Origin of the sequence: Propionigenium maris DSM 9537 (assembly GCF_027925155.1) — a bacterium.
In the GTDB taxonomy this organism is placed as follows: domain Bacteria; phylum Fusobacteriota; class Fusobacteriia; order Fusobacteriales; family Fusobacteriaceae; genus Propionigenium; species Propionigenium maris.
Window position 1 is genome coordinate 97907 of sequence record NZ_BSDY01000006.1, and the last position, 24358, is coordinate 122264.

Here is a 24358-nt window from a genome sequence, read left to right on the forward strand (position 1 = left end):
TTTGTCTGAACGAAGTGAGTTACGATTTTTTCAGATTTTATCTAGAATGGAATAGATATTTTCAACGGGTCTTGATTTCTTGGTTACTTCTGTATCAAGACAGAAGTAACGAATAATTATTAAATTGAGAGAAGCCTCTGGCTTCTTTTTTTATTTCTTTAGTTGACAAGTAGGGAAAGCGGTGATAGAATCAAAATATAGGGTATGGGGGTATATTTTGAAAAAGGAAGATAGATTATAGATCTGTGTAAAGGGAGGCAGAGGATGGAAAGAAAGTTTAAGATCACAGGAATGGGTTGCCAGTCCTGTGTAAGGAAGATAGAGAGCGGAATAGGACAGATGAATGGGGTGGAGTCTGCGGGGGTAAATCTTATAATGGAACTTCTCACTGTAAGGGCAGATGAGGCAAGAGTTCCCTCGGAAGAGATTATAGCCGTGGTGGAGAATCTGGGATTTCAGGGGGAGGAGATCCTGTCTGAGGAAAAAAGGGGAAGTCTAGAGGAAAAAACTGCAGGGATCAAGGGGCTGAGCTGTCAGTCCTGTGTGAGAAAGGTTGAAACCAATATCGGAAAGCTAGAGGGAGTTGAAAGGGTAGAGGTAAACCTTGCCACTGAAAGGGTGACTCTGGAATATGATAAGTCAGTAATTAAGTTCTCCGAGATAAAGGAGGAGATAGAAAACCTGGGATTTTATATAGTGGAGGAGAGGGTATCCACTGCTGAAGTCTTCGATGAAAAGAGAAGAGCCCTTGCAGGGGAGTGGAGAAAGTTTGTATGGGTAATGCTCCTGTCTATTCCAGTGTTCTATGTTTCCATGGGACATATGATGGGGATGTGGGTACCAGGAGCTATAAACCCCGACTACAATGGAGTATCCTTCGCAGTATTTCAGATGGCACTGACCATACCGGTACTATACCTGTGCAGGGATTTTTACACAAGGGGGATAAGAAGTCTCATTAAGAGAGCACCAAATATGGATTCCCTTGTGGCACTGGGAACGGGGGCTGCCTTTTTATACAGCCTCTATGGAACATACAGGATAGTAGATGGAGACCTCTCCTATGTGCACCTACTCTACTTTGAATCGGCTGTTGTAATCCTGGCCCTCATAAAGCTGGGTAAATATCTGGAGGAGGTAAGTAAGGGAAGAACCTCTGAAGCCATAAGGAAGCTCATGGATCTTCAGCCAGTAACTGCCAACCTCAAAAGAGGAGAAAAAATAGTAGTAGTTGGGATAGACGAGGTGGAGAGGGGAGACCTTCTTCTTGTAAAACCAGGAGAGAGAGTCCCAGTGGACGGAGTGGTAGTAAGGGGAAGGAGCAGTGTGGATGAGGCTATGCTCACTGGAGAGAGTATGCCGGTGTCCAAAGGCATCGGAGATTCAGTGGTGGGAGCAAGCATCAATATGCAGGGAAGTATAGATATAGAGGTTACAGCCACTGGAGAGGATACAGCCCTTGCCAAGATAATAAGACTTGTGGAGGATGCTCAGGGATCCAAGGCTCCAATAGCCAAGATGGCGGATATAATATCAGGTTACTTTGTACCTGTGGTAATGGGAATAGCCCTTGTATCATCTGCTATCTGGTACTACCTGGGAAGTAAAGGAATGGTGGACCTCCATGAAACTCCAGCTGTCTTTGCCCTGACTATATTAATATCGGTTCTTGTAATAGCCTGCCCATGTTCTCTGGGGCTTGCTACACCTACAGCAATTATGGTTGGAACCGGAAGGGGAGCTGAGATGGGAATCCTCATAAAGGGAGGAGAGGCTCTGGAGATGACCCACAGGGGAGATATAGTAGTCTTCGATAAGACAGGGACTATCACCGAGGGAAAACCAGTGGTAACAGATGTTCTTTCTCATAATATAGATGAGGGTGAGATGATACAGCTCCTGGGAAGTCTGGAGGGACACTCGGAACACCCTCTAGGAGAAGCAGTTGTGGAGCACCTGAAGGAGAAGGGGAAAGCAGTTCTTCCTGTAGAGGAGTTCCACTCTATAACCGGTAAGGGAATAGAGGGAAGAGTAGCCGGAAGAAGAGTAGCTGCTGGAAATATAAGGCTTCTGGAGGATATGAAGGTAGGGGCAGAGCTTATAGATGAGATACACGCTTTAGCAGATGAGGGGAAGACCCCTGTAATGGTTGTAATAGACGGTCAGTTTGCCGGAGTGGTGGGAATAGCAGATACCCTAAAGGAAAATTCCATAGAAGCAGTAAAAGTATTAAAAGGGATGGGACTGAGAGTAGCGATGATAACTGGTGATAATAGTAAGACAGCCCATGCAATAGCCAGAAAGGCAGGAATAGATGAGGTACTGGCAGAGGTACTTCCAGAGGGGAAGGCAGTAGAGGTAAAGAGGCTCCAGGAAGAGGGAAGCAGAGTTATAATGGTAGGGGACGGAATAAATGATGCCCCAGCTCTAGCCCAGGCAGATATAGGGGTGGCCATTGGAAATGGTACCGATATAGCTATAGAGAGTGCTGAAGTGGTGCTTATGAAAAATGATATAACAGATGTGGCCAGAGCTATTGAGCTCAGTCATGCTACAATGAGAAATATAAAGCAGAACCTGTTCTGGGCCTTTGCATACAATACATTGGGGATACCAATAGCTGCTGGGGGACTCTACCTGATAACGGGACACCTTCTGGATCCTATGATAGCAGGGGGAGCCATGGCAATGAGTTCGGTATCTGTGGTAACCAATGCTTTAAGACTTAAGAGATTCAGATCAAGGGTATAACCTATATGAGAACAGTGAAAAGAGGAGAGATAACAATGGAGGATAAGAGTTGCTGCCAGAAAAACGCTCATCACACAGAAGAGTTTAAGAGAAGGCTTAGAGGTAGACTAAACAGGATAGAGGGGCAGGTAAAAGCCATCCAGAGGATGATAGATGAGGATGTATATTGCGATGATGTATTAAATCAGATATCCTCAGCAAAGTCAGCTCTAAATGGAGTGGGGAAGTCCCTTTTAGAGGCACATATGAAGAGTTGTGTTGCAGAACAGATAAGAGAGGGAAGGGATGAGGTGGTAGACGAACTTCTCTATACAATAAATAAACTTTTGAAATAATGACACAGTCCTGACAAAAAAATAGGGTATAATATTCCTATAGCAAGATAGATAGTGGAGGTGGTTTTTATGCTACAATTGATCTTAGGAATGGGGATGACATCGGTATTTAGTTTTTTCATCTACAAGAGGTATGAAAAATCACTTAAAACAGCAAAGATAAGAAATAAGTAGAAGGAGTCCTAAAGGGACTCTTTTTATGTAGAGGAAAAAGAGGAGATCCTATGAAAAAAATATTGATTATAGAAGATGAATGGAAGATGAGAAGGCTCATAAGGGACTACCTTGTGAGAGAGGGATATCATGTGGATGAAGCAGGTGACGGCCAGGAGGGATATGAAAAGTTCTGTGAAACAGATTATGACCTGATGGTTCTGGATATTATGCTCCCTAAGATGGATGGATGGAGTGTCTGCCGAAAGGTAAGGGAGAGCTCGGGGATTCCAATAATTATGCTTACAGCCAGAAGTGAGGACAGCGATGAACTATTTGGGTTCCAGCTGGAAGCAGATGAATATATAACTAAGCCCTTCAATCCCCAGGTGCTTATTGCCAGGATAAAGTCGATCTTCAGAAGAAGCGGGAAGCCGGATAAGGTTGTTACCAAGGGGATAGTGGTAGATGAGGGGGTAAGAAGGGTTATGCTCGAGGGGGAAAACCTAGACCTCACTCCCAAGGAATTTGATCTCCTCCTCTACTTCGTTCAGAACAAGGGGCTGGCCCTCTCCAGGGAAAAGATCCTCAACTCTGTGTGGGGGTGGGACTACTTTGGAGATGTGAGAACTGTGGATACCCATGTGAAGAGGCTAAGAAAGAAGGTGGGGGATACCTATATCCACACCATTAGAGGATTCGGGTATAGATTTGAGGAGGAGTAGATGAGGATAAGGGAAAAGCTTTTTTTCATGATATTCAGTGTTATAATCCTCATAGGCGGCGGAATATATATTATAAGTGAGTTCTACCTGGAAAAGTTTTATGTGGAAAGCAAGATAAAGAGCTTGAAATCCATATCTGAGATAGTTATAAATCCAAAGTATATAATAGACCTGGATGAGCTGGAGAGGGAGGAAAATGTAACTGTATATATAAAACCCCTCAGTGCAGAGAACCTCTACGAAGACCTGGACGATGGTTTTATAGAGAAGTTTAAGAGGGACGGAGTGATGAAAAAAATTACCTCTGGAGAAGCTGTGGTGGAGCGGGTAAGGCTGCAAACCTATATGGGTGAGTACCTCATCCTCTACAAGGGGTACTCAGAGGGAAGTCTCTTAGAGATAAGGACTCCCATAAGCTCTATCAGAGAGGCGGTTTCCATCTCCAGCAGCTACTATATGAGACTTATAGCCTTTGTAATGGTATTTGGAATACTGCTATCCCTTCTCTTCAGTAAAAAGATAACAGACCCCATTATCCGCCTCAAGGAGATAACTAAGGATATTGCTGAGCTCAACTTCAATAAGAAGTTTACAGAGAAGAGAATGGATGAGCTGGGAGAGCTGGGAAACAGTGTTAATAAGATGGGAGATATGCTGGAGGGAGTAATCTTTGAGCTGAACAGAGCCAATGATAAGCTCAAGAAGGATATAGAGCATGAAAAGAAGCTGGAAAACCTGAGGAAGGAGTTTGTGGCCAGTGTAAGTCATGAGTTGAAAACCCCTATAGCCATAATCCAGGGTTATGCCCAGGGGCTCCAGGAGGGGATAGCTTCAGAGGAAAACAGGGACTTTTACTGTGAGGTAATAGTTGAGGAAAGCAAGAAGATAGACTCCCTTGTAAAGGAACTCCTCCTTATCTCTCAGATCGAAGCAGGATATCTACAGATTCAGATGAATGATATAAATGTGGGAATGATGGTAAGAAGGATAATGGACAAGTATTCCTATGACTTTGAAAACTACAGGGTATCCTATCCAGAGAGGGATATTCCTGCCAAGGGAGACTCAAAGTATGTGGGAAGGGTGCTAGAAAACCTCATAGGAAATGCCTTCAAGTACGCTAAAACCAATGGAAGGATAGAGGTGGACATAGAGGAAAAACATGACAAGGTGATGGTAAGGGTGAAAAATACCTGTGACAACCTTGCAGAGGAGGACCTAAAAGAGATATGGACACCATTTTACAGAGGAGACAAGGCCAGAAGCAGCGAGGGAACGGGACTTGGACTAGCCATTGTAAAGGGGATACTAGAGAAGCATGGAAGTGAGTATGGAGTGAGGCTGGAGGGGGATCTTGTGGAGTTTTTCTTTACACTGGACACCCTTTAGTTTAAGAAATGTGGGAAGTAACCCTTTACAAAACACTTAAAAAGTGATATACTTCTGAAAGTTTGGGCGTAAATTATGAGATACTAGCACTTAATGAGGCAGTTAGTAAATAAGGAGGACAAATTTAATGAAGAAGGTACTTTTAGTTTTAGGTATGATATTAACACTACTTCTGACAGCTTGTGGAGAGAAGAAGGAAGCTTCTACAGAGGAAGGAAAGTTAAAGGTTGGTTTAGTTCTTTCAACAGGTGGACTTGGAGATAAGTCGTTCAATGACCTTGCTTATGCAGGAATGCAGAGAGCACAAGAGGAATTAGGGATTGAGTTTAAATATGTAGAGCCTGCAAGCGTAAGTGAGTTTGAAGGGTTCTTAGGTGAGTTTGCTGAAAATAATTATGATTTAACAATAGGAATAGGGTTCCAGATGGCAGATGCTATGGAGAAGGTAGCAGCTGACTACCCAGACTCAAAGTTTATGCTAGTAGATATGCCAGTAGAGGCACCTAATGCAATTGGTGCTGTATTCAATACAGAGGAAGGATCATTCCTAGCAGGAGCTCTTGCAGCAATGATGTCTGAAAATCAAAAAGTAGGATTTATAGGTGGAATGGATGTACCGCCAATCAGAGAGTTTGGAAACGGATTCCTTGCTGGAGCAAGATATGTAAACAACGATATCGAGATTGTTCAGGCTTTTGTAGGAGGAAACAGTCCATTTAACGACCCAGCAAAGGGTAAGGAGATAGCTCTTTCAATGAATGACAATGGTATCGATGTAATCTACCATGCAGCAGCAGGAAGCGGAAACGGGCTATTTGAAGCAGCTAGAGAGAGAAACTTCTATGCAGTTGGAGTAGACTCAGACCAGGATTACCTTGAGCCAGGACTAGTACTTACTTCTATGCTTAAGAAGCTTGATAACGCTATTATAGCTGTAATCAAGGACCTTCAGGCAGGAGAGTTTGAAGGTGGAACAAGAATGTTTGATGTAGCTAACGACGGAGTTGGAATCACTGAGCTTACTTACACAAAGGAGAAGATCGGTGAGGAGAAGCTTGCAAAGTTAGAGGAGATCAAGCAGATGCTAATAAACAAGGAAATCTCTGTAAAGGATGAGATCTCTAAGTTAAATTAATTTGATCCAATGGGGCACCTTCAGGTGTCCCTTTTTTATTACCTTAGTTTAAGATATCTAGATAAAAAAATGGAAAAAATATTATAAAAATGAAATAAAAGAGAGGAATAAGAGTTTCATCATTGATAGATTTCATTTTTTTTGATATAATATTTGGAGTTTTGACAGAGGAAGGGAGGAGAGAGTAGATGTTTTTAAGTATGGGTAAGAAGTTAAGTCTTGGGTTTCCAGTATCTATGTCTCACCTTTTTTTTGACAACTTGTCTGAAAAGTTAAATAGTTTAATGTTAACAGGAGTTTGTGAACGATAATTTTTTTATTATGTTTGCAGAGTTCCTGTTTTTTTTATGTGAAATTTAGGAGGAGAAGAATTTATGAAAAAGTTTTTACTGGTAATGGGATTAATTTTATCGCTGCTTTTAACTGGATGCGGAAGCAAGGAGGAGGGAGCTACCTCTCAGGAGAAGAAGATGAAGGTAGGACTGGTACTTTCTGTGGGAGGGCTTGGAGATAAGTCATTTAATGATCTGGCATATAAGGGAATGAAGGACGCTGAGGAGAAGCTTGGAATAGAGTTTAAGTATGTGGAACCTGCAACTGTTTCCGAGTATGAGGGATTCCTTTCAGAGTTTGCAGAAAACAACTTTGATCTAACTATAGGAATAGGGTTCCAGATGGCAGATGCTATGAAGAAGGTAACTGGGGACTACCCTGAATCTAAGTTTATGCTGGTGGATATGCCGGTAGAGTCTCCCAATGCAATAGGGGCAATATTTGATACGGGAGAGGGTTCATTCCTAGTTGGAGCACTTGCAGCAATGATGAGTGAATCAAACAAGCTAGGATTTATAGGGGGTATGGACGTGCCTACTATAAGGGAGTTTGGAGACGGGTTCTTTGCTGGGGCAAAGTATGTAAACCCAGAGGTTGAAGCATTCCAGGCCTTTATAGGGGGGAATAACCCGTTTAATGACCCTACAAAGGGAAAGGAAGTAGCTCTTTCTATGAATGACAATGGTGTAGATGTAATCTATCATGCAGCAGCGGGAAGTGGAAACGGGCTATTTGAAGCAATAAGGGAAAGAGATTTTTATGCTATAGGAGTTGATTCTGATCAGGACTACCTTGAGGAGGGGCTTGTACTTACATCTATGCTAAAGAGACTTGATATAGCAATTGTTTCTGTAATTGAAGATCTTAAGAATGGAAAGTTTGAAGCTGGAACAAGGATATTTAATGTGGAAAACGATGGTGTGGGAATAACTGATCTTGAGTACACTAAAGATGTAATAGGAGAGGAAAAGCTCGCTGAACTGGAAAAGGTGAGAAAAGCAATCGTTTCCAAGGAGATCGATGTAAAGAAAGAAATATCAAAGCTTAAATAACAAATTGTTCTAAAAAATAACTTTTCGTTCTTAAAAAAACGTAAAATATTTTATAATATTTTATAAAAAAACTTTTTTTACGCTATTACTTGTGTTAAAATAATTTTAGAGACAATAATTTTAACCAGGGGGAAAGTTATGAAAAAAATATTTATGTTAATGCTTGCACTAGCAACACTATTTTTAACAGCTTGTGGTGGAAAGAAGGAAGCGGAGCCTGCAAAGGCAACTGAGGAAGAGAAGCTTAATGTTGGAATCGTACTATCAGTTGGTGGACTGGGAGATAAATCATTTAACGATTCAGCTTACAGAGGACTTGAGAATGCAAAGAAGGATCTAGGAATCGACTTTAAATATGTAGAGCCTGCCTCACCAGCAGAGGATGAGCAGTACCTTAGAGAGTTTGCAGAAAATGACTACGACCTAGTAGTAGGTGTAGGATTCCTAATGAGAGATGCTCTTGAGCAGGTAGCAACAGACTTCCCAGAAGTAAAGTTTGCTCTAATTGATGAGACAGTAGAACTACCAAATGTATCTTCTCTACTATTTGCAGAGGATGAGGGATCATTCCTTGTGGGAGCACTAGCTGCTATGATGAGTGAGACTGGAGCAGTTGGATTTGTTGGAGGAATGGAAGTACCTCTAATTCAGAAGTTCCAAAATGGTTTTGAGGCAGGAGCAAAGTATGTAAACCCTGAGATCAGAACTCTAGGACTATACACTTCAGGTCCAAACCCATTCAATGACCCAGTAAGAGGAAAGGAAAATGCTCTTTCTCTAATTAAGCAGGGAGCAGATGTTGTATACCATGCAGCAGGAGGAACTGGAGTTGGAGTTATCGATGCAGCAAAGCAGGCTGGAGTTTATGCTATTGGTGTAGATTCAAACCAGGACGGAGTAGCTGAGGGAACAGTACTTACATCAATGGTTAAAAACGTAGATATAGCTGTATACAACACTGTTAAGGACATTCAGGCAGGAGAGTTTAAGGCAGGAGTTAATGTACTAGGTGTAGCTGAAGGCGGAGTAGGAACTACAGACTTTGAATTCACTAGAGAGATAATTGGTGAGGAAAAGCTAGCTAAGCTAGAGGAGATCAAGGAAAAGATCATCAACAAGGAAATAAAGTTTTAATTTAAGGGGCAGCCTATAGGCTGCCTTTTTTTATTGCCCAGAAGTAGTTCCTGAGGACACTTAAAGATTAAAAAAAAATCATCAATTTTTAATCTTTTTTCTGTGGTCAATTAAAGCTCTGTATAATAACAGGAAATTTAAGTGATCAAAAAGGAACAATTAGAATACTTGAGATGAGGATTTTGAAATACCTTTGGATTAAAGGCGGAAATACATTTGACAACTGAACATAGAGAAGGTATACTCCTACAAATGTGCTGAAAAATTAAGTGATCTGTACTTAGAAATGGGTACAGTTAATTTTTTTGCCAACTAAAGTAAGGGGGAGAGTATGAAGAAAATTCTATTGTTTTTTGTAATGTTGGTGTTGTCTGCAGTTTCATTGGCCGAAGATTTCCATATTGGAGTCGTATCTGGAACAGTAAGTCAGTCGGAGGATGGTCTTAGAGGAGCCGAGGAGCTAATGAAGCTTTATGGTTCTGCTGATGAAGGGGGAAGGGTAGTTCACGTAACTTATCCAGACAACTTTATGCAGGAGATGGAGACTACCATATCTCAAATTGTTGGACTAGCAGATGACCCAAAGATGAAGGCTATTATTATAACAGAAGCAGTTCCTGGAACTGTGGAAGCCTTTAGAAGAGTAAGAGAGAAGAGGGATGACATACTACTCTTTGCTAACAGTCCCCACGAAGATCCTGAGATGATAGCTGAGGTTTCAGACCTTGTACTTAATCCAGATAATGTGGCGAGAGGTTACCTCATTGTAAGGGCAGCTAAGGAGATGGGTGCTAAGAAGTTTATGCACGTATCCTTCCCTAGACATATGAGTTATGAGCTTCTTTCTAGAAGAAGAGACATAATGAAGGCAGCTGCAGAGGACCTAGGGCTTGAGTTTATAACGATGACAGCTCCAGACCCTGTAAGTGATGTTGGAGTAGCAGGAGCTCAGCAGTTTATCCTAGAGAAGGTTCCTACTTGGCTGAAGCAGTATGGTAAGGACACAGCTTTCTTTGCAACTAACGATGCTCAGACTGAGCCACTGTTAAAGAGAATTGCTGAAGATGGCGGATATTTTGTAGAAGCGGACCTACCATCTCCTACAATGGGTTACCCTGGAGCACTGGGAATAAAGTTTGACTCATCTGAAAAGGGAAATTGGCCAAAGATCCTTAAGAAGGTTGAGGAATCTGTAGTGGCTAATGGAGGAGCAAACAGAATGGGAACTTGGTCTTATTCATACAACTTCGCAGTGGCAGTAGCTCTGGGAACTCATGCAATAAACACAATTGAAGGGGATGAAGATCCTACAGATGAAGATGCAATCATGGCCTGTCTTGAAAAGTATACTCCAGGAGCAGGGTGGAACGGAAGTAACTATACCGATGTAGACGGTGTAGAAAGAGATAACTTCTTCCTTCTTTACCAAGATACATATGTATTTGGAAGAGGGTACCTTAACATGACGGATTTAGATGTACCTGAAAAGTACTTTGATATTCAGTAGATATCATTAGATAAGGGCAGGAAGGAGGAAGATTTCCTCCTTCCTCTTTTGTATGAAAGGAGAATGAATTGGAGAATATACTATTAAAGATAGAGGGGCTTTCTAAAAAGTTTGGAGAAAATACAGTACTAAAGGATATAAATATGGATATAAAGAAGGGTGAGATTATAGGCCTTGTAGGGGAGAATGGGGCAGGGAAATCAACCCTTATGAAGATAATCTTCGGTATGCCGGTTATAGCTGAGACAGGGGGCTATGGAGGGAATGTGACCTTTGACGGAAAGGAGGTTAACTTTAAGTCTCCCTTCGATGCCCTGGGAGCAGGAATAGGGATGGTACACCAGGAGTTTTCCCTTATCCCCGGGTTTAAGGCCAGTGAGAATATAGTATTAAACAGGGAATCTCTAAAGGGGAATGTCTTTGAAATCTTCTTTGGGGAGAGGATGAAGGAGATAGACGGTGCTCAGATGAAAAAACGGGCAGCAGCAGCCATAGAAACTCTTGGAGTGGAGATGGATTCAGATACCCTTATAAAGGAGATGCCCGTAGCCCATAAGCAGTTCACTGAGATAGCAAGGGAACTGGAGAGATCCAATACCAAGCTTCTGGTTCTGGATGAGCCTACAGCAGTTCTAACTGAGGAGGAGGCAGAGGTGCTTCTTCGCTCCATGAGAAACCTTGCTGAGAGGGGGATATCCATTATCTTTATCACCCATAGACTAAATGAGATAATAGATGTAGCTGACAGGGTGGTAGTGCTCAGAGATGGGGTTATGATAAAGGAGATCGAAACAGAGAAAACAAGCGCCCATGAGATAACTGAGTGGATGATAGGAAGGAGCCTTGCCAAGGGTCAAGAGGAAGGGGAGAAAAACCACTCTGGAACAGAGGTGGATTTAGAGCTTAAAAACCTTTGGGTGGATATGCCGGGAGAGCTGGTAAAGGATGTGAACCTCAAGGTCTATAAGGGAGAGATCCTTGGAATAGGAGGAATGGCAGGCCAGGGTAAGCTAGGGATAGCCAATGGAATAATGGGGATACATAAGACAGGGGGAGAGATATACTACAAGGGGGAAAAGCTGGAGCTGAACAGTACCTATAAATCCCTGGAAAGTGGGCTGTTTCTTGTATCTGAGGACAGAAAGGGAGTGGGACTCCTCTTAGAGATGTCCATAGAGGACAATATAGCTTATCCAGCCATGGAGATAAAGAGGGATTTTATAAAGAGAAAGCTTGGAGGACTTGTAGAGTGGGTAGATAAGAGCTCTATAGAGGAGAATGCCAAGAAGTACATAGAGGAGCTGGAGGTAAGATGCATGGGTTCTAAGCAGTCGGTGGGAGAGCTCAGCGGAGGAAACCAGCAAAAAGTATGTATGGCCAAGGCCTTTACTATGAAGCCAGATCTTCTCATGGTATCTGAACCTACAAGGGGAATCGACGTAGGGGCAAAGAAGCTGGTTCTAGATGCACTAAAGGAGTATAACAGGGCTACAGGAGCAACTATTATAGTAACTTCCTCTGAGCTGGAGGAGCTCAGAAGCGTCAGTGACAGGGTAGCTATAATAAATGAGGGAAGGGTAGCAGGGATACTCTCTCCTACAGAGGATCTGGTTAAGTTCGGAGAACTCATGGTAGGGGTAAAGGGGGAGGAAAGTAATGGATAGAATAAAAAAGTTTATAGCTGAAGCGGGATGGCCCAGGATAATAATAGGATTATTCCTGCTGAGTATGTATATAGCAGCTCCCATGGTAGGGCTGAATCTGAAGACCTCTATAAGTGATACCCTTGTAAGGGTGGGGATGAATATTATCCTGGTATTATCCCTTGTTCCCATGATCTATTCGGGAACGGGACTAAACTTTGGACTGCCCCTGGGAGTAGAGGCAGGACTACTGGGAGCTACTATCAGTATGTCTTTGGGGCTTCAGGGGATGATTGGGTTTGCAGGAGCTCTTCTGATAAGTGTTCCATTTTCAGTGCTGCTGGGATGGGGATATGCTCAGATCCTGAACGAGGTAAAGGGTGGAGAAATGATGATCGCTACCTATGTGGGATTCTCCTCGGTAGCGGTGATGTGTATAATGTGGCTGGTACTTCCCTTTAAGAGTGAGGATATGATATGGGCCTATGGAGGAGAGGGTCTCCGTACAACTATCAGTATAGAGGAGTACTGGCAGGGAATACTGAATAGAAGTCTTCCCCTTTCAAGCGGGGAGTTTGTGGTACCTCTTGGAGAACTTGCTTTCTTTGCTCTTCTAGGCTTCCTTGTGTGGGGATTTTTCAGAACCAGATCTGGTATGGCAATGAAGGCTGTAGGGTCTAATATGGAGTTTGCCCACTCTACAGGGATATCCATAGACAGGGTGAGAACGAAATCTGTAGTTATGTCTACAATTCTGGCGGCTTTCGGAATAATTGTTTATCAGCAGAGTTTTGGATTTATTCAGCTCTACCTGGCTCCATTTTATATGGCCTTTCCAGCAGTAGCTTCTATACTTATTGGAGGAGCTAGTGTAAACAAGGCAACCTTAACCAATGTAATAGTAGGAACCTTCCTGTTTCAGGGGATCCTTACTATGACACCGTCGGTGATAAACAACTTAATTCAAACAGATATGTCGGAGACACTTAGAATCATAATATCCAATGGAATGATCCTGTATGCTCTTACAAGAAAAAGGGGTGGTGTAGTTGCAAAATAAAGTGAAAAAATTTATGGTGAGTAATATAGTCCCCCTTATAATGATAGCTTTGATTATTTGTGTAGCTCCAATATCTAAGCTAAGTCCTACCTACCTTATACAGGAGATGATCCTGAGACTTTCCAGAAACTCTTTTCTGGTACTGTCTCTTATTATCCCTGTAGTGGCGGGAATGGGACTGAACTTTGGAATAGTTTTAGGGGCCATGGCAGGGCAGCTGGGGCTTATCCTTGTAACGGACTGGCATATAGTGGGGATCCAGGGGCTCTTTCTGGCAATCATTCTGTCTATTCCAGTGGCAATCCTTCTGGGAGTTATGGGGGGAACTATCCTCAATAAGGCCAAGGGTAAGGAGATGATAACCTCCATGATCATGGGATTCTTTATAAACGGAGCCTATCAGATGGTTGTTCTCTATGGAATGGGAAGTATAATTCCTATGACCAATAAGAAGATAGTGCTAAGCAGGGGATATGGTATAAGAAATGCCATAGACCTCAAGGGAGTAAGAAGGGCCTTTGATAGCTTTATAAGTCTGAAGATAGGGAACTTTGAGATACCTGTATTCACAGTGCTTATAATTATCCTTCTCTGTGTATTTATAATCTGGTTCAGGGGAACTAAGCTGGGTCAGGATATGAAGGCTGTAGGCCAGGATATGGAGGTAGCTAAATCTTCTGGAGTGGCAATAGAGAGAACAAGGATACTTTCTATAGTTATTTCAACTGTCCTTGCAAGTATCGGTCAGATAATCTTCCTTCAGAATATAGGTACCATGAATACCTACAACAGCCACGAGCAGATCGGAATGTTTTCCATAGCTGCCATCCTTATAGGAGGAGCTACTGCATCTAAAGCAAGTATTCCCAATGCTCTGGTAGGAATTGTGCTGTTTCATCTGATCTTTGTAATATCTCCAAGAGCAGGTAAGGAGCTTGTGGGATCAGCTCAGATAGGTGAGTTCTTCAGGGTATTTGTATCCTATGGAATCATAGCTATGGCCCTTGTTCTTCACCAGTGGAGAAGGGAGAGGGAAAAGGATGCTGAGAGAAGAAAGATGCTTGAAGTTCAGCTGGGGAGGAGTGAACTATGAAGAGGATGATAGGAGCTCAACTGGGTCTTGTGGGGGTCTCTATACTTCTGGGAATATTCTTATTTGTTAGCGGAAGAGAGCACAGGGTATTTGTGGAGAATAAAAGTATTGGAGAACATAAGGCTTTTAAGAGTGTTGTATATACAATCGATAATCAAAAAGATGTAAAGATAAAGAAGAATAAGAAAAAACTTTCCAATGTAAAGGGGAGCAGCCATGAGATAGTTGTGACCTATAAAAAGGACGGGGTAGAAAAGAAGATCTCCAGGGAATTTAAGCTGAAAGCCCTAGAGGAAGCTACTATATCCATACCAGGTTTGGTAGGTGGTTCAGAGGAGTGGATAGAATACAAAAGCACTAAAATGAAACAAAAGTCTTAGAAATCGTATGTTTAGATATTGACAAATCCAAGATGATGAACTAATCTTATAATAGAAGTCTAATTCATGGAGGGGACAGTATGCAACATAGATTTTTTATGCCACCAATGAGCCTAATGGGAGCCGGATGTTTAGATCAGGCAGGTAAAGAGATAAAGAAGATGAAGTTTAGAAAAGCGCTGATAGTAACTTGTAAGCCTATTATAGAGAGCAAGCTGATAGGAGAGTTAACTTCAGTACTGGAAAGATATGAGATAGATTATGCTGTTTTTGACAAGGCTAAAGCGAAGCCGGATATGGAAAATATTCATGACGGAATAGGGGTATACAATGAGAAGGGGTGTGATTTTATCATATCCTTTGGAGGAAACTCAACTAGAAACTGTGCCAAGGGGATATCTCTGAAGCTTGAGTGCAGCGAGGATGGAGTCTGTAGAAGTGAGGGGCAGATCCCTCTGGTTGCTGTAAATGTAACTTCATTTATGACTGGAGAGATGCCAATATTCACCCAGAAGGTAAGGGATAAGGATGAGAAGGTTCTCATAGACAGAAGTACAACTCCTATTATCACTGTAACGGATTCCAATCTTCTCAAGGCTATGTCCAATAAGATAATGGGAGCTATAGGAGTAGATGCTCTGAGACATGCGGTGGAGGCTTATTCATCTGATGCAGCCACTCCGATAACCGATGCCTGTGCATTCCAGTCTATAAAGATTCTGGGGGAGAGTCTGGAGGAGATAATCAAGGGTGCAAAGAGTGATGCTATGCTTGAGCAGATAACCTACGCAAACTACCTTGCAGGGATCGCTTACAACAACACAATCCTGGGGCACATGTATGCTATGGATGAAAAGAATCACGAGGAGGAGTCGGATGACAACCTCAAAAAGGAGATCCCAATAGGGGATCACCAGGGGTTCTCTCAGGAGAAGCTCTCCAAGAAGATGATGGAGATCGCCTTTGCAATGGGTCAGAATGTGAAGGAGATAGCTGAGGAAGATGCTATGATCTATGTAATGAATGAGATTAAAAGGTTGTCGGATATGGTGGGAATTCCATCGGGTATGTGTAAGGATGAGAGGGTAATATTTGGAAATAAAATATAACTATCTAGGAGGAGATATGGAGTATAAGCTGGAGCATGCCTGTATAAGGGTTATGGATCTTGAAAAATCCATAAAGTTTTATACTGAGGTAGTGGGACTTGAGGAAGTGAGAAGGAAGGACTTTCCAGAGTGGAAGTTTACCCTTGTTTATCTAAGCGATGCAGAGAGAAATTTTGAGATTGAGCTGACGTATAACTATGATCCAGAGAAGCCATATGAGCTAGGGAATGGATTTAGTCACTTTGCCCTTACAGTGGCAGACCTAGAGGGTTCCCACGCTTTCCACAGGGAGAGTGGATACCGGGTAACTGACCTCAAGGGGCTTCCAGGGGAAAAACCTATGTACTACTTTATTACCGATCCAGATGGTTATATGATAGAGATAATAAGAGGAAGATAAGTGAAAGCAGGCTTTATAGCCTGCTTTTTTACTTATTTTGGTGATGACAGATACCACTTCCTAATAAGGGTTCCCTAGAGAAAGGGTGTAAGGAGGGGGCTACTTAGACGATTTAGTTTAAAAGAAGAGAGGTACCTTGCCCTCTGATTTAATTTTGTATTACATTGTAAAAAATCAAGAGGGACATAAAAATTAGTGGGAAATATAGCAAAAAAATTATTCTTAAAAGTTCTATGAACCCTTGTATTTTAAGGGTTAAATTCCTTACTTCCCAGGTGGGGATCCATTGAAAAAGGAAGCCTCCTATGATATAATAAAAAATGCTAAAAAAATAATTGCAATGAGAATTTTAGGAGGATAGATGAAGAAAAAGGCAACAATTATAACCTATGGTTGTGCAATGAATGTAAATGAAAGCGCTAAAATTAAAAATATACTTCAAAATATGGGATACGATATGACTGATGATCTAGCTGAATCGGATGCAGTATTTTTAAATACATGTACTGTAAGAGAGGGAGCAGCTACCCAGATATATGGAAAGCTGGGAGAGCTTAAGCCTATAAAGGAAAAGAGAGGAACTATAATAGGGGTAACTGGATGTTTTGCTCAGGAGCAGGGAGAGGAACTTGCTAAGAAGTTTAAGCAGATCGATATCGTTATGGGAAATCAAAATATAGGAAAGATCCCTCAGGCTATGGAAAAGCTTGAAAGCGGAGACTTTAAGCACGTAGTATTTGTAGGGGATGAGGATGAGCTTCCTCCTAGAATAGATGCAGACTTCGACTCAAAGAAGACAGCTTCTATACCAATTACTTACGGATGCAATAACTTTTGTACCTACTGCATCGTCCCATATGTTAGGGGAAGAGAAAGATCTGTACCTATGAACCAGATCTTAGATGAGGTAAAAAGATTTGTGGAGAAGGAATACAGAGAGGTTATACTTCTGGGACAGAATGTAAACTCCTATGGAAATGATTCAGAGGACAAGGAGATGAACTTTGCCAGACTTCTAGAGGAGATCTGTAAGATAGAGGGAGATTTCCTAGTAAGATTTATTTCTCCTCACCCAAGAGACTTTACAGATGATGTAATAGATGTGATAGCAGCAAATGAGAAGATTGCAAGATGTCTTCACCTTCCGCTACAATCGGGGTCATCGAGAGTATTAAAAGCCATGAACAGAGGATATACTAAGGAGGAGTACATAGCTCTTGCTGCAAAGATCAAGGAGAGAGTACCTGGAGCGGCCCTTACTGCAGATATAATTGTAGGATTCCCTGGAGAAACTGAGGAGGACTTCCTGGATACCCTGGATGTTGTAAGAACTTCAAAGTTTGATAATGCCTTTATGTTTATGTACTCTCCTAGAAAGGGAACTAAAGCAGCTACAATGGACTGTCAGATAGACCAGGAGGTAAAGAAGGAGAGGTTACAGAGACTTATTGAGGTACAGAATGAGGCTTCCAAGGAGCTGAGTCTTGCCTTTGTTGGAAAAACAGAAAAGGTTTTTGTAGAGGGACCTAGTAAAAAGAATAAAGCGGTACTAAGTTCTAGAACGTCTACCAATAAGATAGTGTTATTTGAGGGGGAATCATCCCTTGAAGGTGAATTTGTGGAAGTTAAGATAACAGATGCAAAGACGTGGACGCTTTATGGAGAACTGGTAAAAAACTAAGCTGAAATAAGGGGTGGAAGCTGTGCTAAATATCTTAATCTTTTTGATACTGGCTTTTATAATAATAGAGGCGGGAAAGAAACTAAGTATTTGTGGTGATAAACTTGGGGATATAATGGGCCTTGAAAAGAGCTGGATAGGGGTAATCATGTTGGCCTCTATCACCTCTCTTCCTGAGCTCATTACAAGCACAGCTGCCACTATGATTGGCGAACCGGAGATGGCTGTTTCCAATATCTTCGGAAGTAATCTCTTTAATGTATTTATTATTTTTATATTGGATATCTTCTTTATAAAAAATTCCTTTTCATCTTCTATAGGGCTGAAAAATTACCTCAGCTGCTTTTCCTCTATACTACTGACCTCAATATTTTTTCTAGGTTTTGTTTTTGGAGATATAAGTTTAGGTGGAATCAGCCTCATATCCATAGGGATATTTTTACTCTACTTGGTGGTTATGAACCTTATATATAAGCTGGAGCATGGAAGGGTCTTTGTAGATCCCATTGAGGAGAATCCAGAGGACAGTATAGTTATGTCTCCTAGGGAGGCCAAGCTAGGTTTTGCCATGAGCGGACTTGTTGTAGTAGCGGTAGGTATAGCCCTATCCAATGTAGCAGACAGGATAGCAGAGACTCCCATTATGGGCATAAGCCTGGGAGAGAGTTTTGTAGGGGTAATACTTCTGGCTCTGGCTACATCTCTGCCTGAACTCACAGTTTCTATACAGGCTATAAAGATGAAGTCCTACAATATGGCAGCAGGGAATATACTGGGAAGTAATATATTTAATATTGCAATAATATTTGTAGTGGATCTCTGCTACAGAGAGGGAAGTTTATTTGATACACTTGGGGAGTTTCATTTAATATCAGCTATATCTTCAATCCTGATACTTCTAACCCTTATGATAGGGATGTTATTTAAGGATAAGAAAAGAAAGGTTGATTCGTGGATTATAGGTGGAATATATATAGCGGCGATGTATATTCTTTATATCAAAAGGTAGAATAGGTGGTTCTTAAAAATGGAAAGTTTAAATAATCTTTTACTAAAGGAGTTAAAGGAAATAGTAAAGGGAATAGGATTGGATATAGGAAGTAAGAGTAAGAAAAATGAGATAGTAGAAGCTATCCTAAGTCACTATGAGAGTGTAGAGGGACATACGATAGCCTGGGGAACTCTAGATGTGATGATGGATGGGTATGGATTTCTGAGAGATACCAGCGTAGAGAAGGATATATATGTATCGGCATCCCAGGTGAGAAGATTTAAACTGAGAAGTGGAGATATGGTACTTGGAGAAGTGAGAACACCTGTGGGGGATGAAAAAAACTATGCCCTTAGAAAGGTTCTTCTTATAAATGGAGGAGATATTGAGAAGGCAGAGGCAAGGATTCCATTTGATGAACTGGTACCTGCATACCCTACTGAGCACCTTAAACTTGAGACAGACAGAAAAAATCTTTCTGGAAGGATCATAGACCTTGTAGCTCCCATTGGAAAGGGACAGAGAGGTCTTATTGTGGCCCCTCCTAAGGCTGGTAAGACCATGCTTATCAGTAACTTAGCTAACTCAATTATTGAAAACAATAAGGATGTAGAGGTATGGATACTTCTCATCGATGAGAGACCTGAGGAAGTAACGGATATAAAGGAAACTGTAAAGGGTGCTGTGGTGTATTCATCTACCTTTGATGAGGATCCTAGAAATCATATAAAGGTTACTGAGATGGTTCTTGAGAAGGCCAAGAGAAAGCTGGAGGACGGAAAGGATATAGTAATCCTTATGGATTCCCTTACAAGACTTGCCAGAGCCTATAACATTGTAATTCCGTCCAGCGGAAAGCTTATCTCAGGAGGTATAGACCCTACAGCTCTCTATTATCCTAAAAAGTTCTTTGGTTCAGCAAGGAATATCAGAGGTGGAGGAAGTCTTACTATAGTGGCTACAGCCCTTGTAGATACTGGAAGTAAGATGGATGATGTAATATATGAGGAGTTTAAGGGAACTGGAAATATGGATATTCATCTGGATAGAGGTCTTGCAGAACTGAGGATCTATCCAGCTATAGATATAAGAAGATCTGGTACCAGAAAGGAAGAGTTACTTCTGGATAAAAAGAAGTTAGGACTTGTATGGAATATAAGAAGGTATCTTTCAGAGTTTGATAAGGCAACAGCTTCTAAGAAGATAATAGACGCTATAAGATCAACTCCAACAAATGATGACTTGTTAAAGACATATGAGAAGGGAGTTGAGAGCAAGTGAAGCAACAGGTAAGGTTAGTGATATTTATTGGAGTGTTGCTTCTTCTTGTAGGGCAGTGTTTCAGAGTTTTAAACAGAGAGATAACAGATGTGGATAAGTTTACCCGTTACTACGAGGCTACAGATGAGGAAAGTGGAGGCTTTGAGATCCTTTCCAGTAACTATATAACTGTGGAAAAAACTTATAAACTGAATAAAAGGTCCTCAATTACAGAGAGTAAGAGGGTGGACTATCAGATTCCTACCTTTGAAATATATACGGTAAAGCCAGGAGATTCACTTTCTAGGATAGCATCTATACACAATCAAAACCTGGATGTATTGAAGGCTAACAACCCGCAACTTGGAAGGGTGTTAAAGGTTGGGGACAAGATTCAGATTGCCACATCCAATGGTATATTTTATAAGGTCAGGTCTGGAGATTCTGTATTTAAGATAGCTCAGAGGTATGGTGTTAAGAGCGACGATATTATGAAGTATAATAAGCTCAGCAGCACCAATATCAGGGTTGGTCAGAAGCTTTACCTTCATAATCCCAGCCTCAAGAGTGTAGCTTCTACCAACAGAAGAAGCAGCGGTAGCTTCAGGATGCCAGTGGCATACAAAGGGGTAACAAGTCCCTTTGGAAGAAGAAGGCACCCTGTTTTAAAGAGATATATCTACCACAAGGGAGTGGACCTGAGAGCTCACTATACTCAGATGTATGCATCTAGAAGCGGAAGGGTAAGCTATGCTGGATGGATGAGCGGATATGGAAAGCTTATTATAATAAAGCATGCAAGTGGGTATGAAACCAGGTATGCTCACCTTAACAATATCTATGTAAAGGTTGGACAGAGGGTAAACCAAGGAGACCTTATTGGGAAAACAGGTATGACTGGAAGGGTTACCGGACCTCACCTGCACTTTGAGATAAGAAAAAATAATAACCCACTAGATCCAATGAAACACTTGGCTAAATAAGAGGTTCCCCTGCACTTGTGCAGGGGATTTTTTAGAGTTAAACTAAGAGAAGTAGTTGGCTTAAATAATTATAGTTTATTGGAGTTGATAGTATGAAGAAACGAGTGATTTTATCTGAGCTGGAAAGGCTTAACCACAAGGGGGTTATAGACGATGAAAGCCTGAGAAATATAAGGGAATACTATAAGTATGAGAGGGAAACCACCAAAAGTTTTTCAGCCTACCTCACTATAACGGGGCTTGTTATGGTTTCCTTTGGGGTGATACTTCTTTTTGCATATAACTGGTGGCAGCTTACCCGGGAGGTAAAGACGGGACTCATACTATGGATCCTTGCTACATCTCAGATAGTTTTTGGAGTTTCCATATGGAAGAGGAAGGAATGGCTTACCGGGGCCGGGATCTTTAACTTTGCCATGAGTGGAGTATCGGTAGCTGCCATCTCTCAGATGTACAATATATCTGGAAGCGATACCTCCTACTTTTTTATGTGGAGCTTACTGACTCTTCCTATAGTGTACCTCACAAGAAGCAACCTCATAGGTCTTCTGTATTCGGTAATAGTTTTTTCCTATCTGAGGAGTGAGGGAAGTATAGTTATCTACGCTCTTCTTCTAGGAGGGATGTTTTATATAAGGAAGGACGAGGGAAGGTATGGAAGCTTTACCAGAGCTCTCACTAAGATAGTTGCCTTGGGGGGACTGGTCTACTGGTATGAGGGCCTTGCTCTGGGAGGACGTTACTCCCTTATGTTTTACGGAGGGCTCATCACACTAACCTATCTATGGCCTCTTGGGCTGAGGTGGATCTCTGAGATGGGAATACTGGTTATGATCTATATGCTGACTCATCGGGGAGGATACTATTCTGGAGCGGGAGTGGAGCTGGGGTCTAAGATGTTTCTTGGAGGAGTTGTTTATCTGAGTGCAGTGGCAAGTGTAGTTTATAAGAAGCAGTGGAAGAACCCATTAAACTACCACCTTCTTCTGATACCAGTGACAACCTTCTTCTCCTTTGGCTATATCTTTTATAATATCTATGTCTTCTCTCTGGGACTCTTCTACGCCTTTGGAGGGATAAAGGTAAATGATGTGAAGTTATTTAATAAGGGGAGTATCCTTATGGCACTGATACTTCTTACAAGGTTCCTGGATAACAATATCTCCACCCTTATCAGAGGAGTAGTCTTTATAGTTGTGGGAATCTCACTTATTTTAGGAAATCTTTATCTATCCAGGAGGAAGTCATGAAGAAGAAGATATTTATATTGATGGTAGTAATGCAGCTGGGTATTTTTCTCGGGCTGGTCTTTGAAAAAAATACAGTACTGAAGAGGGGGAGGGAGTATACCTTTGATGTAGGCTACTACGACCCCTATGATTTTATGAGGGGAAACTACCTTAGGCTGAGCCTCAATCAGAGAGAGATTCAGAGGAAGGGAGAGGAGGAGTACAGGGATGAAAGGGGGTACTTCACTTTAGAGGAGAAGGATGGCATAGCGGTTATTACCTCCTTTCAAAAGAGAAAACCCAAGAAGGGGGATTATCTAAGGGGAAGGATCAGCTATACCTATGAGGATAAGCACTATATAGACAATCCCTTTAAAAGGTATTATGTGGAGGAGAGCGTAGCTGCCCAAATGGAGGCAGAGCTGAGAAGGGCTGAGAAGGCACAGCTAAAGGTAAGGGTATATAAGGGTAAGTACGTGATAGATTCCATTGAAATCAAGTAAAGAATTGGTGTATAATGGAGCCATTAACTAAAGAATAGAATGAGGTAGAAAAAATGGGAATAGATACTAGAAGAGTAAGGGTAGGAAATATATCCATCGGAGGAAGCGACAGAGTTGTAATTCAGTCCATGACAAACACCAATACAGCTGATGTAGAGGCCACTGTAAAGCAGATAAAACAGCTGGAAGAGGTGGGGTGTGAGATGGTGAGAGTAACGGTAAATACACCTGAAGCAGCAGAAGCCATCGGTGAGATCAAGAGAAGAATAAATATACCCCTTGTGGCAGATATACACTTTGACTACAGACTTGCTCTGGCTGCCATAGAAAACGGGATAGATAAGCTGAGGATAAACCCCGGGAATATCGGAAGCGATGAGAGGGTAAGAGAGGTAGTGGAGAAAGCCAAGGAGAAGGGAGTACCTATAAGGATAGGGGTGAACTCGGGATCCATTGAAAAGGGGATCCTGGAGAAGTATGGTAAACCCTGTGCTGAAGCTCTGGTGGAGAGTGCAATGTACCATATAGGACTCCTGGAGAAGTTTGGATTTGAAGATATTATAGTATCCCTTAAGTCCAGCAATGTAAGGATGATGGTTAAAGCATACAGACAGATAAAGGAAAGGGTGGATTATCCCCTTCACCTGGGGGTAACTGAGGCGGGAACAGCCTTCCAGGGAACGGTAAAGTCCTCTATAGGAATAGGAAGTCTTCTACTGGATGATATTGGAGATACCATGAGGGTATCCCTTACTGAAGATCCCGTGGAGGAGATCGCGGTTGCCAAGGAGATCCTAAAGGTGCTGGGAATAATAGATGCAGGAGTAGAGATAATATCCTGTCCTACCTGCGGCCGTACAGAGATAGACCTAATAGGCCTTGCCAAGGATGTGGAAAACTACTTTAAGGGTATGGAGAAAAACGTAAAGATAGCTGTAATGGGTTGTGTGGTAAATGGACCAGGAGAAGCTAAGGAAGCAGACTATGGAGTTGCCGGCGGTAAGGGAGTTGGAGTACTCTTTAAGAAGGGGAAGATCGTAAAACAGGTAGATGAAGGGGAGATCCTTCAGGAGCTGAAGCAGATGATAGTGGAGGATATGGATGATTAAAAGAATAATATTTATTACAGGAATATTATTTGCACTGCTGGGGTGCAGCGGGGCTGCTCCCAGGGAGGACAGCAGGATCTCCCGTGAATATGTAGAGGGTTACCACAGGGTAGTCTTCAATGCCCTTAAGGGAGTGAATAACATAAGGCTAGAGGGAGTATCCATAGCCAGCGGGGAGGTCTACTATATCCAGAAGGGGCAGTATAACCTGACCTATGTATACCAGCCTACCTTCAGCTTTAAGATGGAGGCCAGCTACAAGAGGGAAGACAGAAACGGAGGAGACAGCGACACCACCTCTATGACAAGGGTCAGAGAGGTAGTGGAGATAGTTGAAGACAGGGTTATAGAGATAGAGGGAAAAAGGGTAGAGATTGATATTAAGGGAGAGGCAGGTAGCTGA

The 24358-nt window shown here is 42.0% G+C and carries 22 protein-coding genes; all 22 read left to right on the top strand.

Going from position 1 to position 24358, the window contains the following annotated elements:
* Window positions 1–264: 264 nt before the first annotated feature.
* The 22 genes from QMG11_RS07760 to QMG11_RS07865 all read left to right on the top strand — a co-directional run bounded on the left by QMG11_RS07760 (window position 265) and on the right by QMG11_RS07865 (window position 24358).
* Window positions 265–2751 (top strand): heavy metal translocating P-type ATPase, encoded by a 2487-nt coding sequence (locus QMG11_RS07760; protein ID WP_281834902.1) that lies wholly within the window; start codon window positions 265–267, stop codon window positions 2749–2751.
* A gap of 35 nt (window positions 2752–2786) precedes the next feature.
* A complete protein-coding gene (locus QMG11_RS07765) occupies window positions 2787–3086 on the top strand; it encodes a metal-sensitive transcriptional regulator (protein ID WP_281834903.1) in 300 nt (99 codons plus the stop codon).
* A gap of 224 nt (window positions 3087–3310) precedes the next feature.
* Window positions 3311–3964, top strand: coding sequence for a response regulator transcription factor (locus QMG11_RS07770; protein WP_281834904.1), 654 nt, complete (start codon window positions 3311–3313; stop codon window positions 3962–3964).
* A complete protein-coding gene (locus tag QMG11_RS07775; RefSeq protein ID WP_281834905.1) occupies window positions 3965–5353 on the top strand; it encodes a sensor histidine kinase in 1389 nt (462 codons plus the stop codon).
* A gap of 127 nt (window positions 5354–5480) precedes the next feature.
* The gene (locus QMG11_RS07780; protein ID WP_281834906.1) at window positions 5481–6488 is read left to right on the top strand and encodes a BMP family lipoprotein; all 1008 of its coding nucleotides are present in this window, start codon (window positions 5481–5483) and stop codon (window positions 6486–6488) included.
* Window positions 6489–6862: 374 nt separating this feature from the next.
* A complete protein-coding gene (locus tag QMG11_RS07785) occupies window positions 6863–7873 on the top strand; it encodes a BMP family ABC transporter substrate-binding protein (protein WP_281834908.1) in 1011 nt (336 codons plus the stop codon).
* Between the two features lie 138 nt (window positions 7874–8011).
* Window positions 8012–9007: a BMP family ABC transporter substrate-binding protein gene (locus QMG11_RS07790; RefSeq protein ID WP_281834909.1), complete on the top strand. Its 996-nt coding sequence runs from the start codon at window positions 8012–8014 to the stop codon at window positions 9005–9007.
* A 331-nt stretch (window positions 9008–9338) separates the two neighbouring features.
* Window positions 9339–10514, top strand: coding sequence for a DUF3798 domain-containing protein (locus tag QMG11_RS07795; RefSeq protein ID WP_281834910.1), 1176 nt, complete (start codon window positions 9339–9341; stop codon window positions 10512–10514).
* A gap of 68 nt (window positions 10515–10582) precedes the next feature.
* Window positions 10583–12178, top strand: a complete 1596-nt coding sequence (locus QMG11_RS07800; RefSeq protein WP_281834912.1) for a sugar ABC transporter ATP-binding protein — start codon at window positions 10583–10585, stop codon at window positions 12176–12178.
* Window positions 12171–13217 carry an ABC transporter permease subunit gene (locus QMG11_RS07805; protein ID WP_281834913.1) on the top strand — a complete coding sequence of 349 codons (1047 nt, stop codon included), beginning with the start codon at window positions 12171–12173 and terminating at the stop codon, window positions 13215–13217. Before QMG11_RS07800 ends, QMG11_RS07805 begins: the two co-directional genes overlap by 8 nt.
* 13 nt (window positions 13218–13230) lie before the next feature.
* Entirely contained in the window at window positions 13231–14310 is a 1080-nt protein-coding gene (locus QMG11_RS07810; RefSeq protein ID WP_281835146.1) for an ABC transporter permease, read from the top strand.
* Entirely contained in the window at window positions 14307–14690 is a 384-nt protein-coding gene (locus QMG11_RS07815) for a DUF6672 family protein (protein WP_281834914.1), read from the top strand. The genes QMG11_RS07810 and QMG11_RS07815 overlap by 4 nt, the downstream gene beginning before the upstream one ends.
* An 80-nt stretch (window positions 14691–14770) precedes the next feature.
* Window positions 14771–15799 (top strand): iron-containing alcohol dehydrogenase, encoded by a 1029-nt coding sequence (locus QMG11_RS07820; RefSeq protein ID WP_281834916.1) that lies wholly within the window; start codon window positions 14771–14773, stop codon window positions 15797–15799.
* A gap of 16 nt (window positions 15800–15815) precedes the next feature.
* Window positions 15816–16199: a lactoylglutathione lyase gene (gene gloA / locus QMG11_RS07825; RefSeq protein ID WP_281834918.1), complete on the top strand. Its 384-nt coding sequence runs from the start codon at window positions 15816–15818 to the stop codon at window positions 16197–16199.
* 361 nt (window positions 16200–16560) lie between these two features.
* Complete coding sequence (miaB, locus tag QMG11_RS07830; protein WP_281834920.1) at window positions 16561–17880, top strand: tRNA (N6-isopentenyl adenosine(37)-C2)-methylthiotransferase MiaB; 1320 nt, start codon at window positions 16561–16563, stop codon at window positions 17878–17880.
* A gap of 22 nt (window positions 17881–17902) precedes the next feature.
* Entirely contained in the window at window positions 17903–18889 is a 987-nt protein-coding gene (locus QMG11_RS07835) for a sodium:calcium antiporter (RefSeq protein ID WP_281834921.1), read from the top strand.
* A gap of 18 nt (window positions 18890–18907) precedes the next feature.
* A complete protein-coding gene (gene rho, locus QMG11_RS07840) occupies window positions 18908–20152 on the top strand; it encodes a transcription termination factor Rho (protein WP_281834923.1) in 1245 nt (414 codons plus the stop codon).
* Window positions 20149–21114, top strand: a complete 966-nt coding sequence (locus tag QMG11_RS07845) for a peptidoglycan DD-metalloendopeptidase family protein (protein ID WP_281834924.1) — start codon at window positions 20149–20151, stop codon at window positions 21112–21114. Before rho ends, QMG11_RS07845 begins: the two co-directional genes overlap by 4 nt.
* 92 nt (window positions 21115–21206) lie before the next feature.
* Window positions 21207–22364: a DUF2157 domain-containing protein gene (locus tag QMG11_RS07850; RefSeq protein ID WP_281834926.1), complete on the top strand. Its 1158-nt coding sequence runs from the start codon at window positions 21207–21209 to the stop codon at window positions 22362–22364.
* Entirely contained in the window at window positions 22361–22846 is a 486-nt protein-coding gene (locus QMG11_RS07855; protein WP_281834927.1) for a GDYXXLXY domain-containing protein, read from the top strand. The genes QMG11_RS07850 and QMG11_RS07855 overlap by 4 nt, the downstream gene beginning before the upstream one ends.
* A gap of 53 nt (window positions 22847–22899) precedes the next feature.
* Complete coding sequence (gene ispG / locus QMG11_RS07860) at window positions 22900–23955, top strand: flavodoxin-dependent (E)-4-hydroxy-3-methylbut-2-enyl-diphosphate synthase (RefSeq protein WP_281834929.1); 1056 nt, start codon at window positions 22900–22902, stop codon at window positions 23953–23955.
* Window positions 23948–24358: a hypothetical protein gene (locus QMG11_RS07865; RefSeq protein WP_281834931.1), complete on the top strand. Its 411-nt coding sequence runs from the start codon at window positions 23948–23950 to the stop codon at window positions 24356–24358. The genes ispG and QMG11_RS07865 overlap by 8 nt, the downstream gene beginning before the upstream one ends.

Coding starts and splice junctions, on each gene's coding strand:
- QMG11_RS07760 (WP_281834902.1), top strand. CDS start 265: ATGGAAAGAAAGTTTAAGATCACAGGAATGGGTTGCCAGTCCTGTGTA.
- QMG11_RS07765 (WP_281834903.1), top strand. CDS start 2,787: ATGGAGGATAAGAGTTGCTGCCAGAAAAACGCTCATCACACAGAAGAG.
- QMG11_RS07770 (WP_281834904.1), top strand. CDS start 3,311: ATGAAAAAAATATTGATTATAGAAGATGAATGGAAGATGAGAAGGCTC.
- QMG11_RS07775 (WP_281834905.1), top strand. CDS start 3,965: ATGAGGATAAGGGAAAAGCTTTTTTTCATGATATTCAGTGTTATAATC.
- QMG11_RS07780 (WP_281834906.1), top strand. CDS start 5,481: ATGAAGAAGGTACTTTTAGTTTTAGGTATGATATTAACACTACTTCTG.
- QMG11_RS07785 (WP_281834908.1), top strand. CDS start 6,863: ATGAAAAAGTTTTTACTGGTAATGGGATTAATTTTATCGCTGCTTTTA.
- QMG11_RS07790 (WP_281834909.1), top strand. CDS start 8,012: ATGAAAAAAATATTTATGTTAATGCTTGCACTAGCAACACTATTTTTA.
- QMG11_RS07795 (WP_281834910.1), top strand. CDS start 9,339: ATGAAGAAAATTCTATTGTTTTTTGTAATGTTGGTGTTGTCTGCAGTT.
- QMG11_RS07805 (WP_281834913.1), top strand. CDS start 12,171: ATGGATAGAATAAAAAAGTTTATAGCTGAAGCGGGATGGCCCAGGATA.
- QMG11_RS07810 (WP_281835146.1), top strand. CDS start 13,231: ATGGTGAGTAATATAGTCCCCCTTATAATGATAGCTTTGATTATTTGT.
- QMG11_RS07815 (WP_281834914.1), top strand. CDS start 14,307: ATGAAGAGGATGATAGGAGCTCAACTGGGTCTTGTGGGGGTCTCTATA.
- QMG11_RS07820 (WP_281834916.1), top strand. CDS start 14,771: ATGCAACATAGATTTTTTATGCCACCAATGAGCCTAATGGGAGCCGGA.
- gloA (WP_281834918.1), top strand. CDS start 15,816: ATGGAGTATAAGCTGGAGCATGCCTGTATAAGGGTTATGGATCTTGAA.
- miaB (WP_281834920.1), top strand. CDS start 16,561: ATGAAGAAAAAGGCAACAATTATAACCTATGGTTGTGCAATGAATGTA.
- rho (WP_281834923.1), top strand. CDS start 18,908: ATGGAAAGTTTAAATAATCTTTTACTAAAGGAGTTAAAGGAAATAGTA.
- QMG11_RS07850 (WP_281834926.1), top strand. CDS start 21,207: ATGAAGAAACGAGTGATTTTATCTGAGCTGGAAAGGCTTAACCACAAG.
- QMG11_RS07855 (WP_281834927.1), top strand. CDS start 22,361: ATGAAGAAGAAGATATTTATATTGATGGTAGTAATGCAGCTGGGTATT.
- ispG (WP_281834929.1), top strand. CDS start 22,900: ATGGGAATAGATACTAGAAGAGTAAGGGTAGGAAATATATCCATCGGA.
- QMG11_RS07865 (WP_281834931.1), top strand. CDS start 23,948: ATGATTAAAAGAATAATATTTATTACAGGAATATTATTTGCACTGCTG.